Source organism: Lysinibacillus sp. FSL M8-0134, from assembly GCF_038069745.1.
In the GTDB taxonomy this organism is placed as follows: Bacteria; Bacillota; Bacilli; order Bacillales_A; family Planococcaceae; genus Lysinibacillus; species Lysinibacillus irui.
Window position 1 is genome coordinate 1075891 of record NZ_JBBPAJ010000001.1, and the last position, 14624, is coordinate 1090514.

Genomic DNA, 14624 nt, shown 5'->3' on the forward strand with positions numbered 1-14624 from the left:
CGCTAAGGCGAAAAGACTTAATAATAGTGCCTATTAAGGGAGTGACAATTTTGGAATATGTGATTGAAATGCTAGGAATCCGTAAAGAGTTCGGTAATTTCGTGGCGAATAATAACATCACCCTCCAACTGAAACAAGGCGAAATCCATGCATTGCTAGGAGAAAATGGTGCAGGTAAATCGACTTTGATGAACGTCCTTTTTGGTTTGTATCAACCAGAGGGTGGCGAAATTCGCGTTCGTGGGAAGGCTGTAAAAATTACAAACCCGAATATTGCCAATGATTTAGGAATTGGTATGGTGCATCAGCACTTTATGTTAGTGGAAAATTTTACGGTAACAGAAAACATCATTTTAGGCACTGAGCCTACTAAAATGGGGATTGTTAACATAAAAGATGCGGCTAAGAAAGTACAAGCACTTTCTGAAAAATATGGATTGGATGTTGATCCATATGCCAAAATCGAAGACATTACAGTTGGTATGCAACAACGTGTTGAAATTTTAAAAACTTTGTATCGTGGTGCTGAAATTTTAATTTTTGATGAGCCAACTGCTTCATTAACACCACAGGAAATTACTGAGTTAATTCAAATTATGCGTCGACTTATTGCAGAAGGTAAATCGATTATTTTAATTACCCATAAGCTTAAAGAAATTATGGAAGTTTCGGATCGTGTGACAATTATCCGTAAAGGTGAAGGCATTGGTACTGTTGTAACCGCTGCCACAAATCCTGATCAATTGGCTGAAATGATGGTTGGGCGTCAAGTTGAATTTAAAACAGAAAAAATTGATGCCAACCCAACAGATGAAGTACTGTCGATTAACAACTTGGTTGTAACGGATTACCGAAACATCGACAAAGTCAAAGGATTAAACTTAAATGTTCGCAAAGGTGAAATCGTCGGTATTGCTGGTATTGATGGTAACGGTCAATCTGAATTAATTGAGGCCATTACGGGTCTTCGTAAAATCAAAAGTGGGACAGTTAAGTTAAATGGCAAAGAAATTACCAACATGAAGCCTCGTAAAATTACAGAGGAAGGTGTTGGACATATCCCACAAGACCGTCATAAGCATGGCTTAGTGTTAGATTTCCCTATTGGTCATAATATTGCTCTACAAACATATTACCAATCTCCAATAGCGAAGGGCTTTGTTATGGACTATAAAAAAGTGTCTGAGAAAGCTCGCCAAATCATTAAAGAGTATGATGTACGTACTGGTAATGGTGAAATGACACCAGCTCGTGCTTTATCTGGTGGTAACCAACAAAAAGCTATTATTGGTCGTGAAATTGACCGTAATCCAGATTTATTAATTGCCGCTCTACCAACGCGTGGACTCGACGTTGGGGCTATTGAATTCATTCACTCTCGTCTTATTGAGCAACGTGATAAAGGAAAAGCGGTTCTATTAATCTCATTTGAATTAGATGAGGTTATGAATGTTTCGGATCGTATTGCCGTAATTTATGATGGACAAATTGTGGATGAGTTAAATCCTAAAGAAACTACAGAGCAAGAGCTAGGCTTACTAATGGCTGGACAAAGTAAAAAAAATAATAAGCATGATGCGAAGGAGGGGAACGACTAATGTCAAATCGTGTCATTAATTTACTCGTTCCTATCATCTCTATCATTATCGGTTTAATTGTAGGGGCTATCGTGATGGTAGTCAGTGGCTATGACCCTGTAGAAGGTTATATCGCTCTTTGGACAGGTATTTTTGGAGATTCATATTCGATTGGGAACACAATTCGACAAATCACACCCTATATTTTGGCAGGTCTTGCAGTAGCGTTTGCTTTCCGCACAGGGTTGTTCAATATTGGTGTTGAAGGTCAGCTTATTTTAGGTTGGCTGGCAGCTGCTTGGGTAGGTTATGCATTTGAACTACCTAAATTCATTCATTTACCATTGGCATTGCTTGCTGCAGCTGCAGCTGGTGCATTTTGGGCCTTTATTGCAGGTTTCTTAAAAGCGAAATTTAAAGTTCATGAAGTTATTGCGACAATTATGCTGAACTATACTGCGCTTTATATTGCCAACGCAGCGATCAAAAAATTGTCCGATGGCAGCTTTAAAACAGAACGTATTCATGAATCCGCTTCACTGCGTTCTCCGTTTTTAAGAGAGCTTACAGACAATTCAAGTCTTCACTATGGGATCATTGTTGCACTTTTAATGGTAGTAGTAATGTGGTTCATCTTGGAAAAAACTACACGTGGCTATGAACTAAAAGCAGTAGGCTTTAACAAAAATGCTGCTGATTATGCAGGTATGAGCGTCAATAAAAATATTATTCTAGCAATGACGATTTCAGGTATGTTTGCAGGTCTTGGTGGTGCGATGGAAGCTTTAGGTACATTCCAAAACGCATCCATTAAACCAGGCTTTACAGGGATCGGTTTTGACGGTATCGCCGTTGCCCTACTTGGTGCGAATACACCACTTGGGGTAGTGTTTGGGGCTTCACTTTTTGGTTCATTGAAATATGGTGCACTAAATATGCCAAATGCTGCAGGTATTCCAGAAGAAATCGTATCTATTATCATTGCGTTGATTATCTTCTTCGTTGCATCAGGCTATATTATTCGAGTAGGCTTACAAAAGCTGAGCAAGAAAAAGGAGGGACAATAACATGAGCTTTTTAGAAATGTTATATTTCATCATCCCTTCAGCGATTCTTTATGCAACACCTTTGATTTTTACAGCCATCGGTGGGGTATTCTCTGAACGCTCTGGTGTTGTCAACATCGGGCTAGAAGGCTTAATGATTGTTGGTGCATTTGTTGGTATTTTTGTCAATTTAGAATTCGCTTCGTCATTAGGAGGAGCAACAGTTTGGGTAGCAATGCTAGCAGCTGTTGTGATCGGGGCAGTGTTCTCACTTTTCCATGCCGTTGCTTCTATTTCTTTCCGTGCCGATCAAACAGTATCAGGGGTAGCAATTAACTTACTAGGCTTAGCCGCGACAGTTTTCTTAGTAAAAATGATTTATGATAAAGGTCAAACAGATATGATTGACCAACCAATACGTCGTTTTGGTATTCGTTATTTAGAGGATATTCCTTTCTTTGGTCGTTTATTGTTCCATGATGTTTATAGCACATCTATTTTAGCGTTTGTTGTAGCAATTGGCGCATGGTTTATCATTTATAAAACGCCATTTGGATTGCGCTTACGAGCTGTTGGTGAACATCCAATGGCAGCAGATACTATGGGGATTAACGTAAATAAAATGCGTTACATTGCCGTAATGATTTCTGGGGCTCTAGGTGGCCTTGGCGGTGCAGTTTATGCACAAACAATTACACATGACTTCTCACATGCAACAATTGCTGGTCAAGGTTTCATGGCCATTGCCGCTATGATTTTCGGGAAATGGCATCCAATGGGTGCACTAGGTGCAGCATTATTCTTCGGTTTAGCGCAAACATTAAGTATTGCAGGGAACCAAATTCCATTTATCGAGAATGTGCCAGCCGTTTATCTGCAAATTTTACCATATGTCCTAACAATCCTTGCTTTAGCAGGCTTTATTGGTAAAGCAAATGCACCAAAGGCAAGTGGCCAACCTTATATTAAAGGTAAACGCTAAGAAAAATGAATTATCAGAGACTGAGCGATCGTTGCTCAGTCTTTTTTATATGCAATTGGTGTAATTATTAATTTTTCCCATACATACTTTGGATTCCTTTTGCAATTATAGACAATAGACATGTATAGTATGTGTAGTACATCGTTATATTAAGAAGGATAGGAGGGTTTTTATATGTTTAAAACAATACCTTTTGCAAAAGGTGTCAATTTGCATATCCGACAAACAACCCAATTTAAAACTGTAAATTTTTCAATAAAATGGAGAAGAGCATTAACGGCTAAAAGTGCATCAGAACGTACAGTGTTAACCAATGTACTGCAGCACAGTAATGCTAAATATAAGACAACTGCTGCATTTCGTAGCTTTTTAGATGACTTGTACGGCACTGTTTTATATTTTGATACATCGAAGCGAGGGAATGAGCATACGGTGCTACTAAATGTAGAGACTGTAAATGACCATTATCTTGCGAATACAAGTGTGTTAAACGACGTACTTGGTTTATTGCACACGGCTATTTTTGAGCCTAATTTAGAAAATGCTGCCTTTAAGGAATCAATTGTTGAACGTGAAAAGAAAACAGTTATTCAGCGTATTGAATCTATATTTGACGATAAATCCCGCTTTGCTCAGTTCCGTTTACAACAAATTTTAAGACCAAATGAGCCTGCATCGATTTCAGCAAATGGTAGTGTAGAGGAAATTCAAAAAATTACACCGGCTTCCTTATATGAGGCGTATCAATCCATGCTAGCTAACGATAAAATTGATATTTATGTTGCTGGTGATATTAATGAAGAGGAAGTCGTCGCAAAATTAAAAAAGGCGCTACCATTTAAAGATCGCACACCTGAAGAAGTTCCGGCGGTACTTCCCAAAAAACACCCTGACAATGATTATGTTAGAGAACAGCATGAAATGAAGCAAGGTAAGCTCCATATTGGCTTTAGCACACCAGTAAGATTTGGTGATGCGGACTTTGCTAAAATGCAAATTTTTAATGGCATTTTTGGTGGCTATCCACATGCTAAATTGTTTATGAATGTTCGTGAAAAAGAGAGCCTTGCTTATTATGCATCAAGTTCATACGCATCGCATTACGGTCTCGTTTTTGTTGTCTCTGGTATCGAGCCTAAAAATGAAGAAAAAGCTCTAACGCTAATTAAAGAGCAACTTGCTGTCATGCAGGCTGGAGATATTACTGATTTAGAGCTGGAGCAAACAAAAGCTATGCTGACGAATCAGCTTAAAGAGTCGCTAGATTCTGCTCGTGGACAAATCGAAATTTTTGATCAATATAAAGACTTACCTGAGGAATTCTCTGTTGAAACTTGGGCAAATAAGTGGAAAGCTGTAACAAAGGAAGATGTTGTTGCAATGGCAAAGCAAGTGCAGCTTGAAGCAGTTTATTTCTTATGTGGAAAGGAGCAAGCGGCACAATGAAAACAATTGAATTTAAACAATTAGATGAAACACTTTATTATGAAAAGCTAGACAATGGCTTAGATGTTTATATTTTGCCAAAAAAAGGCTTTTCCAAAACATTTGTTACATTTACAACAAAATACGGCTCTGTTGATCGTACGTTTGTCCCCATTGGTGAAACGGAAAGTATCACTGTGCCAGATGGCATTGCTCACTTTTTAGAGCATAAAATGTTTGAAAAAGAAGATGGGGATGTTTTCCAAAAGTTTAGTGAGTACGGCGCTTCGGCTAATGCCTTTACATCGTTCACACGTACGGCTTATTTATTTTCTTCTACTGACAATATTTATAAAAGTACAGAAACTTTATTAAATTTTGTACAAGAGCCATATTTCACTGAAGCTACTGTCAACAAAGAAAAAGGAATTATTGGGCAAGAAATTACCATGTATGATGATCAGCCTGATTGGCGTTTATACTTTGGTACGATTGAAAATATGTATCATCATCATCCAGTGAAAATAGATATTGCAGGTACAATTGAATCGATTGATGGTATTACAGCTGAGCATCTATATACATGTTACAACACATTTTATCATCCATCTAATATGCTGTTATTTGTTATTGGCGCTGTGGATCCAGAGCAAATGATGACTTTTATTCGTGACAATCAAGGTAAAAAAGAGTTTCCGGAGCCTACGCCGATTCAACGTTTCTTCGATAAAGAACCAACAGAGGTTGCAATTAAAGAACGTACATTAAATATGGATGTTCAAAAGCCAAAAGTATATGTCGGTTTGAAAGCAAAAGAAACTAATTTATCAGGTCAGGAAATGTTAAAACATGAGCTATCTGTGCAAATTGCGCTTGAGCTTATTTTCGGACGCACATCAAGTTTTTATGAACGTGTCTATGAAGAAGGATTAATCGATGAAACCTATGCATTTGATTTTACTTTAGAAAATGGTTTTGGCTTTGCCATGATTGGTTCTGATTCAACAGAGCCAGATGGGTTATCAAAGGCAATTAAGGAAGAACTAGCAAAGTATGATGGAAATGCACACTTTGAAAGTGCTGATTTGGACCGTATCAAACGTAAAAAAATTGGATTCTTCTTACGTGCGCTTAATTCAATTGAATTTATTGCAAACCAATTTACACGCTATTCCTTTAATGACATGAATTTATTTGATGTTGTACCAGTACTAGAGACATTAACAGTTGAGGATTTAAAGAAAGCATTTGCTTCTATTCAAGGTGAATCTCAACAAACTGTTTTTAAAATTTTACCAAGCAAGCAGGGAGCACAGTGAAAAAATTTGCCCTTGTTTTAGGTGCATCAGGTGAGATTGGTCGTGCTATTTGTCAAAGCTTAGCTGAAGACGGTTGGTCCATCTATGTGCATTATTCACAAAATAAGAATGCGGCACAGAGTTTATGTGATTCGCTTACTACATCTTTCCCTGCACAAGAGTTTATGCTTGTTCAGGGGGATTTTTCAACCATAAAAGGAGCAGAAATGGTCGCAGCACAAATTTTTAATGTGCAGGCCATTGTCTTTGCTAATGGACAAGCCCATTATTCATTGCTTGAAGATACATCAGTGGAGGATATGGAAGCCTTATGGCGTGTTCATGTTCAAAATCCAATGCGTTTGACTGCTTTACTTTCTAAAAAGCTGCGACAACATGATGTAAGCTATGTACTATTTATTGGTTCAATTTGGGGAGAGGCTGGCTCAGCGGGTGAAGCACTTTATGCTACGGTTAAAGGTGCCCAGCATGCTTTTGTTAAATCCTATGCGAAAGAGGCAGCACTATCTCAAATTCGTGTAAATGCCATCGCTCCTGGTTTTATCAATACGTCAATGAACAGCCATTTAAGTCAAGTGGAGCTAGACTATATTTTAGAGGATATTCCTTTAGGCACCATCGGACAAACTACGGATGTAGCTGAAATGGTTCGTTTTTATTTGTCTGGTAAAGCTGATTATGTCACAGGACAAATCATAAGATTAAATGGTGGTTGGTACATATAATATTCTCTTCTGCACATACTACAAATGTAAAGGAGGAGGAACATATGACCATTTTAGAAAACTGGCAAAAATGGACATCGTTTTTAGGGCAAAACGTTATGCAAGCTGAATCAAGCGGCATGCCAAAGAAAATGATTCAAACGGCTGCTGTCCAAATTGGTGAGTATTTGGCGACAAATGTCGACCCTAAGAACGAACAAGAGCGAGTGCTGTCGGATTTATGGGGCGTTGCCTCTGAAGATGAGAAGCATGCATTAGCGAATTGTGTCATTAAACTTGTACAAAATAAGCATGTGCAGTAAATAAAAGAGGAGAGCCTATCTCCTCTTTTTTCTATATAAAAAAGCTATTTATCGTTGAAAATGAGAACGTATGTAAGCCTAATCTGCGAACACCAAAAAAAATTAGTAAATAACGTCGTAATTCCATGTATTCTAACTTTCCATTACATAAAAAATCAGCTATGATGGAACTTATAAAGGATTTTTTACGTTAACTAATAGGAAGGGAACGAGTGTGTTGAGCGATTGGTACTTTGAATATGAAATTCAGGTGAATCGCCCTGGATTATTAGGAGATATTGCTTCACTTTTAGGGATGCTTCGTGTCAATATTATTTCAATAAATGGTGTCGACGAGGATCGACGTGGTATGTTAGTGCATACAGACAATGATGAGGCGATTGAACGATTTCGTACAATCGTTTCGACAATGGAACATATTAACGTAACCAAATTTCGACAACCAAAACTTCGTGATCGTCTAGCCATTAGGCATGGTCGCTATATTCCTCGAGATGCAGACGAAAAAAACACTTTCCACTTCGTAAGAGACGAACTTGGTATTTTAGTCGATTTTATGGCGGAACTCTTTAAAAAAGAAGGACATAAGCTAATTGGTATACGTGGCATGCCACGTGTTGGGAAAACCGAATCCATTGTAGCTGCAAGTGTCTGTGCCAATAAAAAGTGGATTTTTTTATCGTCTACAATGATTAAACAAACAGTTCGAAATAAGCTTGTGGGTGATGAATTTAGTCGTAACAATATTTTTATTCTAGATGGTATTGTGACTCGACGTTCAACTGATGAGCGACATCTGCAATTAGTGCGTGAAATGATGAATATGCCATGTATTAAAGTTGTAGAGCATCCAGATATGTTCGTTCAGCATTCTGAATATAAAATAGAGGATTTTGATTATATTATTGAACTGCGTCATCACACAGATGAAGAAATTACCTATGAGATAATGGAAAAAAATCACATGTCCGAATCCGATTCATTTGGAGGATTTAATTTTTAATTTGATGTTAAAGTAGGTGTTATTAGTGGCAGAATTAGGTACTCGACTAAAAGAGGCGAGACTGTCTAAAGGCTACAGCTTAGACGATTTACAAGAAATAACGAAAATTCAAAAGCGTTATTTAGTAGGAATTGAAGAAGGCAATTATTCTATTATGCCTGGTTCGTTTTATGTACGAGCTTTTATTAAACAATATGCAGAAGCGGTTGGTTTGGACGCTGAAGAAATTTTAGAGACATATAAAAATGAACTGCCAAGCACTCCAAATGATCAATTAAGTCAATCTATGTCGAATAGTCCTAGCAGAAGAAAGGTATCGAAAGGCCCTTCCAACAAAATGATGGAGGCAATGCCCAAAATCATTGTTGCTTTATTTATTGTTGTTATCATTGTAGCTATATGGATACTATGGCAATCAAAAAACAGTTCAGGGACAAGCGAAGAAGTAAATCCAACTCCTGAGATGGAATATGATACAAATGTTAAGCCAATTGATAGTGAAAAAGATAAAAAAGACAAAGAAAATAAAGATGCACAAAAAAATGATAAAGAAGATACAAACTCTACAGATGAAACACCAATTGATGAAGATCAAACAGATCAAACTGAAGAGATGAAACAAACAATTTCTGCGGGTACTATTGAGACAGATGGAGCGACAACTTCTTATACGTTAACAGGTACAAAGACTATGAAAATTAAAGTCGAAGTATCAGGTCCTACTTTTGTTGGTATTCGTGACCAACAACAACAAGAATTATTAACAGATACACGTGTCTATAATGCTGGTGAAGTAATTGAATATGACGCTACAGCGCAAAATTATGTACGTATCCGTCTTGGTAATTCAACACAGGCTAAAATCTATATTAATGACGAACCTCTAACGTATGCACAACAAATTGTAACGCAAAATATCGTCATCAATTTCAATAAAGAACAGTAGTCATCATGTGATGGCTACTTTCTTTCATCATGAAAGGTGTTAGAAAAATGAATATTCCAAATAAAATTACCATCTCTCGAATCTTGCTTATTCCATTCTTTGTCATTGTTATGATGTTTGATTTCGGCTGGGGAACATTGACACTATTTGGTGCAGAGATGCCAATCCATCATTTTATAGGTGCACTTATTTTTATCTTTGCTTCAACAACCGATTGGGTGGATGGTTATTATGCACGTAAGTATAATCTTGTGACAACGTTTGGGAAATTTTTAGATCCCTTAGCTGACAAATTACTTGTCTCAGCAGCCTTTATTTTAATGGTAGAACTTGATATGGCGCCTGCCTGGATCATTATCATTATTATTAGCCGTGAATTTGCAGTAACTGGCTTACGTCTCATTTTGGCAGGTGGGGGAGAAGTTGTAGCTGCTAATCAGCTTGGTAAAATAAAAACTTGGGCACAAATTGTAGCGATTGCTGCTGCTCTTTTACACAATACAATCTTTACACTAATTGGTATTCCATTTGATATGATCATGCTTTATATTGCATTGTTCTTTACGCTATGGTCTGGGTGGGATTATTTCTATCTAAACAGACGTGTTTTACTTGAGTCTAAATAAGAAAGGTCTTGTGAATCATGAATGCTGAAATTCTTGCTGTTGGCTCTGAGTTATTATTAGGTCAAATTACGAATACAAATGCGAGATTTATCTCAAGTCAGTTATCAGAGCTTGGTATAAACGTTTTTTATCACACAGTAGTGGGAGATAATGCGCAACGTTTAGAACAAGCTATTGAAGTGGCGGAGTCACGTGCTGATCTCATTATTTTTTCGGGAGGGCTTGGACCTACGAAGGATGATTTAACGAAGGAAACGATTGCACGTCACCTCGGCGTTTCTCTTGAATTTGACGAAGTGGCATTAACGTATATTGAGCAATTTTTTGCCAAACGAGGACGTCCAATGACGGAGAATAATCGTAAACAGGCATTAATTTTAGCTGGGAGTGAAGTGCTAGCAAATCACCATGGCATGGCTCCTGGTATGATTTTAACAAAGAATGATCGTACCTATATTTTACTTCCAGGACCTCCAAAAGAGCTAGAACCAATGTTTCAATTTGAGGCCAAACCTAAGCTTGCTGCGATGCTGAATGATGGAGGGATCATTGCATCTCATGTCATGCGTTTTTATGGCATTGGTGAGGCCGAGCTCGAAGTACGTGTTCAAGATATATTAGATGCACAAACAAATCCAACGGTTGCTCCACTTGCTTCTGATGGAGAGGTAACATTGCGCGTGACAGCTAAAGCAGCAACAGAGCAACAAGCCCAACAGTTAATTGCTGCAAAAGTGGCAGAGATACAGGCACTAGTTGGAGAATATCAATATGGTGTAGATGATGATTCACTTGCATCTAAAACGGTTGAAATGTTACTTGATAATAAGCTAACAATTGCAGCTGCAGAAAGTTTAACAGCTGGGTTATTTCAATCTGAACTTGCTGAAATTCCCGGAGTAGGCAATGCGCTTATCGGAGGCATTGTTACATATGCAGCTGATGCGAAAGTAAAACAGCTTGGTATTTCACAAGAATTAATTGATACACATGGTGTTGTCAGCAGCGAGTGTGCAGCGGCAATGGCGAGTGCTGTACGTGAAAAGTTTTCAACAAATATTGGCATAGGTCTTACGGGAGAAGCAGGCCCTACTGCGCATGATCACCAACCTGTAGGTACGGTTTGGATAGGCATTGCCATTGAGGATGAGGAGCCACTTACATATTTACTTCATTTATCTGGCATGCGTAATACGAATCGACTTCGTGCAGTGAAATTTACATGCCATTATTTAATGCAGTTATTAGAAGAGCGTGGATATACAAAACGATATAGATAGAGTAAAAAATAGGAATTTGGGTAGAGGAAAACTATCCAAATTTTTATTTTGAAGAAAAATCGAATAAATGTTCGCTTTTTTCTTGCGTGTTTTCTCAAAAACAAGTATAGTAGAGATAGACAAAAACAGTGAACAGTTTTCGAAGGAGGAAAATGAATGAGTGATCGTAAAGCAGCCTTAGAACAGGCTCTAAAACAAATTGAAAAGAATTTTGGTAAAGGTTCTATCATGAAACTCGGCGAAAAAACCGATCTAGAAATTGCGACATCTTCAAGTGGATCGTTAGCACTTGATGCAGCATTAGGAGTAGGCGGATATCCACGTGGACGTATTATTGAAGTATACGGCCCAGAATCATCTGGTAAAACAACAGTTGCGCTTCATGCCATTGCGGAAGTTCAAGCAAAAGGTGGACAAGCTGCATTTATCGATGCAGAGCATGCATTAGACCCAGTTTATGCGCAAAAATTAGGCGTCGATATTGACGAGCTATTACTTTCACAGCCAGATACAGGGGAGCAAGCACTTGAAATTGCAGAAGCATTAGTGCGTAGCGGTGCTATTGATATTATCGTTATTGACTCCGTTGCTGCCTTAGTACCAAAAGCTGAAATTGAAGGGGATATGGGTGATTCTCATGTCGGCCTACAAGCACGTTTAATGTCTCAGGCATTACGTAAACTTTCAGGTGCGATTAATAAATCAAAAACGATTGCTATTTTCATTAACCAAGTTCGTGAAAAAATTGGTGTCATGTTCGGAAACCCTGAAACAACACCAGGTGGACGAGCTCTTAAATTCTATAGCTCTGTCCGTTTAGAAGTGCGTCGAGCAGAAGCTATTAAACAAGGTAATGATATTGTTGGTAACCGTACAAAAATTAAAATTGTTAAAAATAAAGTAGCGCCGCCTTTCCGTACTGCTGAAGTGGATATTATGTATGGTGAAGGTATTTCTAAAGAAGGCGAAACAGTTGATTTAGGTGTAGAATTAGATATTGTCCAAAAAAGTGGTTCTTGGTATGCATATGGTGATGAACGTCTAGGTCAAGGTCGAGAAAATGCTAAACAATATTTAAAAGAAAATGTTGCTGTTATGGAAGACATCGCAAATAAAATTCGAGCTTCTTATGGTATTGCAGCTTCTTCTTACACAATTGCTGCTCATGATGAAGAAGAGATGGATGAAGAATTGATGTTACTTCTTGAAGAAGAATAATAAACGATTGCATTGTTCCCATTTTTTGAGGGAACAATGCTTTTTTTGTCTATATTCTTAAACTTTTACCCATAATAAGAGTAATGCCATCTATCTCAAGGTGTTATTTCTTATGTACTGTTTTTATATTAATTGTATTTAAGATGAAATTTTTTCTAGTGTAAAAGTAATAGGGTGAAAAATAACCGAATGGATAGGACTTACTTTTTTTGGCTGAAGGGCGAACAGACGCCCGACTATCCTTGACAGAGCTTAAGGCTAGCTATACAATTAAATATGTATAATTTCTGAATTATGACTTTAAATAGGCAGTACATTTTATCTTCATTTACCTAGTGTTTTCTAGTGAAATGGACATCACACATTTAGAATATTGTTGAGATTTTCCCTTTCATATAGATGTCTAAACACCTACTAAATGAAGCTAGAGCCTTTGGCTAATAGAACGGATTTTGTGTAAATTCAATCAAAATCTGGCGCAATTTCGCCAAGGCGCGATAGATGTATGCGCCGACTGAAACAGTAATACCCAAATAGCAAGAGGAGGTGTTCATATGGATGGAATTACTATCATCTCCGCTTTGCTTGGACTCATCGTTGGTGCCGCTGTTAGCTATATCTACATGAAAAAAGTGAATGACTCAAAAATCACTGGTGCTAAACATGTTGCTGAAACAATCGTTGAAGAAGGAAAACGAGAAGCGGAGGCAATGAAGAAAGAAGCACTACTTGAAGCCAAAGATGAAACTCACAAATTTCGTACTGAAGCCGAAAATGACATTCGTGAACGTCGTTTAGAACTTCAAAAACAAGAGAACCGTTTATTGCAAAGAGAAGAGAATCTTGATCGCAAGGATGATGCTCTAAATAAGAGAGAAGCAGGCTTAGAGCGTAAAGAACAAGCTCTAGCTGAAAGACAACAGCATATTGAACAGATGGAGAGCAAAGTGGACGAGCTCGTAGCACTACAAAAAACAGAGCTAGAACGTATTTCTGCTTTAACTAGAGATGAAGCTAAAACAGTTATCCTAAATGAAGTAGAAAAAGAGTTAGCGACTGATATTGCTGTGATGACGAAGGAAGCTGAAACACGTGCGAAAGAAGACTCAGATAAAAAAGCACGTGAAATTTTATCATTAGCATTACAACGCTTTGCGGCAGATCATGTAGCAGAAACAACTGTATCTGTTGTGAACTTGCCAAATGATGAAATGAAAGGTCGTATTATTGGTCGTGAAGGCCGTAATATCCGCACATTGGAAACATTAACAGGGATTGATTTAATTATTGATGATACTCCTGAAGCGGTTATATTATCAGGCTTTGATCCAATTCGTCGTGAAACGGCTCGACTTGCACTTGAAAAACTTGTACAGGATGGTCGCATCCACCCAGCTCGCATTGAGGAAATGGTGGAGAAAGCTCGACGTGAAGTGGATGAACAAATCCGCGAAACAGGTGAGCAAACTACATTTGAAATTGGCATTCATAATTTACATCCAGATTTAATGAAAATTTTAGGCCGTATGAAATATCGTACAAGCTATGGACAAAACGTCCTAAAACATTCAATTGAAGTCGCACATTTAGCAGGATTACTTGCTGCTGAACTTGGTGAAGATGTAGCGTTAGCTCGTCGTGCAGGCTTATTACATGATATTGGGAAAGCAATTGACCATGAAGTTGAAGGTAGCCACGTCGAAATCGGTGTGGAACTAGCAACGAAATATAAGGAACATCCGGTTGTTATCAACAGTATTGCTTCGCATCATGGTGATACTGAAGCAACATCTGTTATTGCGGTATTAGTTGCAGCGGCTGATGCATTATCAGCAGCTCGCCCAGGTGCACGTAGTGAAACACTTGAAAACTATATCCGCAGACTTGAAAAGTTAGAGGAAATTTCAGAAAGCTATGATGGTGTAGAAAAATCTTTTGCTATTCAAGCTGGACGTGAAATTCGTATTATTGTACAACCTGAAAAAATTGATGATTTAGCATCTCATCGTCTTGCACGAGATATCCGTAAACGTATTGAGGAAGAGTTAGATTATCCAGGTCATATTAAAGTAACAGTCATTCGCGAAACACGTGCTGTGGAGTATGCGAAATAATATTGAATGTTAGAGGTTTCTTTAGATTATTATCTAGAGAGCCTCTTTTTTAGTAGAGGTA

Annotated in this window: 13 protein-coding genes; all 13 read left to right on the forward strand. The window is 37.9% G+C overall.

Annotation, left to right across the window (positions count from 1 at the left end; genetic code table 11):
• Positions 1-50 precede the first annotated feature (50 nt).
• The gene (locus tag MKY49_RS05225; protein WP_274796034.1) at positions 51-1598 is read left to right on the forward strand and encodes an ABC transporter ATP-binding protein; all 1548 of its coding nucleotides are present in this window, start codon (positions 51-53) and stop codon (positions 1596-1598) included.
• Complete coding sequence (locus tag MKY49_RS05230; protein ID WP_322605952.1) at positions 1598-2644, forward strand: ABC transporter permease; 1047 nt, start codon at positions 1598-1600, stop codon at positions 2642-2644. The genes MKY49_RS05225 and MKY49_RS05230 overlap by 1 nt, the downstream gene beginning before the upstream one ends.
• A 1-nt stretch (position 2645) precedes the next feature.
• Positions 2646-3605: an ABC transporter permease gene (locus tag MKY49_RS05235; protein WP_274796036.1), complete on the forward strand. Its 960-nt coding sequence runs from the start codon at positions 2646-2648 to the stop codon at positions 3603-3605.
• Positions 3606-3779: 174 nt separating this feature from the next.
• Entirely contained in the window at positions 3780-5051 is a 1272-nt protein-coding gene (gene yfmF / locus MKY49_RS05240) for an EF-P 5-aminopentanol modification-associated protein YfmF (protein WP_341385737.1), read from the forward strand.
• Complete coding sequence (gene yfmH, locus MKY49_RS05245; protein WP_274796038.1) at positions 5048-6349, forward strand: EF-P 5-aminopentanol modification-associated protein YfmH; 1302 nt, start codon at positions 5048-5050, stop codon at positions 6347-6349. Before yfmF ends, yfmH begins: the two co-directional genes overlap by 4 nt.
• Positions 6346-7074 (forward strand): elongation factor P 5-aminopentanone reductase, encoded by a 729-nt coding sequence (gene ymfI / locus MKY49_RS05250; protein ID WP_274796039.1) that lies wholly within the window; start codon positions 6346-6348, stop codon positions 7072-7074. Before yfmH ends, ymfI begins: the two co-directional genes overlap by 4 nt.
• 44 nt (positions 7075-7118) lie before the next feature.
• Positions 7119-7376: a DUF3243 domain-containing protein gene (locus tag MKY49_RS05255; RefSeq protein ID WP_004224939.1), complete on the forward strand. Its 258-nt coding sequence runs from the start codon at positions 7119-7121 to the stop codon at positions 7374-7376.
• Between the two features lie 217 nt (positions 7377-7593).
• On the forward strand, positions 7594-8379 hold the full coding sequence (locus tag MKY49_RS05260) for a DUF3388 domain-containing protein (protein ID WP_274797280.1): 786 nt from the start codon (positions 7594-7596) through the stop codon (positions 8377-8379).
• 16 nt (positions 8380-8395) lie between these two features.
• The gene (locus MKY49_RS05265; protein WP_274796040.1) at positions 8396-9325 is read left to right on the forward strand and encodes a helix-turn-helix domain-containing protein; all 930 of its coding nucleotides are present in this window, start codon (positions 8396-8398) and stop codon (positions 9323-9325) included.
• Between the two features lie 47 nt (positions 9326-9372).
• Positions 9373-9951, forward strand: a complete 579-nt coding sequence (pgsA, locus tag MKY49_RS05270; protein ID WP_274796041.1) for a CDP-diacylglycerol--glycerol-3-phosphate 3-phosphatidyltransferase — start codon at positions 9373-9375, stop codon at positions 9949-9951.
• A gap of 17 nt (positions 9952-9968) precedes the next feature.
• Positions 9969-11231 (forward strand): competence/damage-inducible protein A, encoded by a 1263-nt coding sequence (locus MKY49_RS05275; RefSeq protein WP_341385738.1) that lies wholly within the window; start codon positions 9969-9971, stop codon positions 11229-11231.
• Positions 11232-11387: 156 nt separating this feature from the next.
• Positions 11388-12449, forward strand: coding sequence for a recombinase RecA (gene recA, locus MKY49_RS05280; protein ID WP_274796044.1), 1062 nt, complete (start codon positions 11388-11390; stop codon positions 12447-12449).
• A gap of 554 nt (positions 12450-13003) precedes the next feature.
• Entirely contained in the window at positions 13004-14563 is a 1560-nt protein-coding gene (rny, locus tag MKY49_RS05285; protein WP_274796045.1) for a ribonuclease Y, read from the forward strand.
• Positions 14564-14624 lie beyond the last annotated feature (61 nt).

What these genes read in the sequence shown, in the direction of transcription:
- pgsA (WP_274796041.1), top strand. Translation starts at nt 9,373, where the DNA reads ATGAATATTCCAAATAAAATTACCATCTCTCGAATCTTGCTTATTCCA.
- rny (WP_274796045.1), top strand. Translation starts at nt 13,004, where the DNA reads ATGGATGGAATTACTATCATCTCCGCTTTGCTTGGACTCATCGTTGGT.
- MKY49_RS05235 (WP_274796036.1), top strand. Translation starts at nt 2,646, where the DNA reads ATGAGCTTTTTAGAAATGTTATATTTCATCATCCCTTCAGCGATTCTT.
- MKY49_RS05230 (WP_322605952.1), top strand. Translation starts at nt 1,598, where the DNA reads ATGTCAAATCGTGTCATTAATTTACTCGTTCCTATCATCTCTATCATT.
- MKY49_RS05275 (WP_341385738.1), top strand. Translation starts at nt 9,969, where the DNA reads ATGAATGCTGAAATTCTTGCTGTTGGCTCTGAGTTATTATTAGGTCAA.
- yfmH (WP_274796038.1), top strand. Translation starts at nt 5,048, where the DNA reads ATGAAAACAATTGAATTTAAACAATTAGATGAAACACTTTATTATGAA.
- MKY49_RS05255 (WP_004224939.1), top strand. Translation starts at nt 7,119, where the DNA reads ATGACCATTTTAGAAAACTGGCAAAAATGGACATCGTTTTTAGGGCAA.
- yfmF (WP_341385737.1), top strand. Translation starts at nt 3,780, where the DNA reads ATGTTTAAAACAATACCTTTTGCAAAAGGTGTCAATTTGCATATCCGA.
- recA (WP_274796044.1), top strand. Translation starts at nt 11,388, where the DNA reads ATGAGTGATCGTAAAGCAGCCTTAGAACAGGCTCTAAAACAAATTGAA.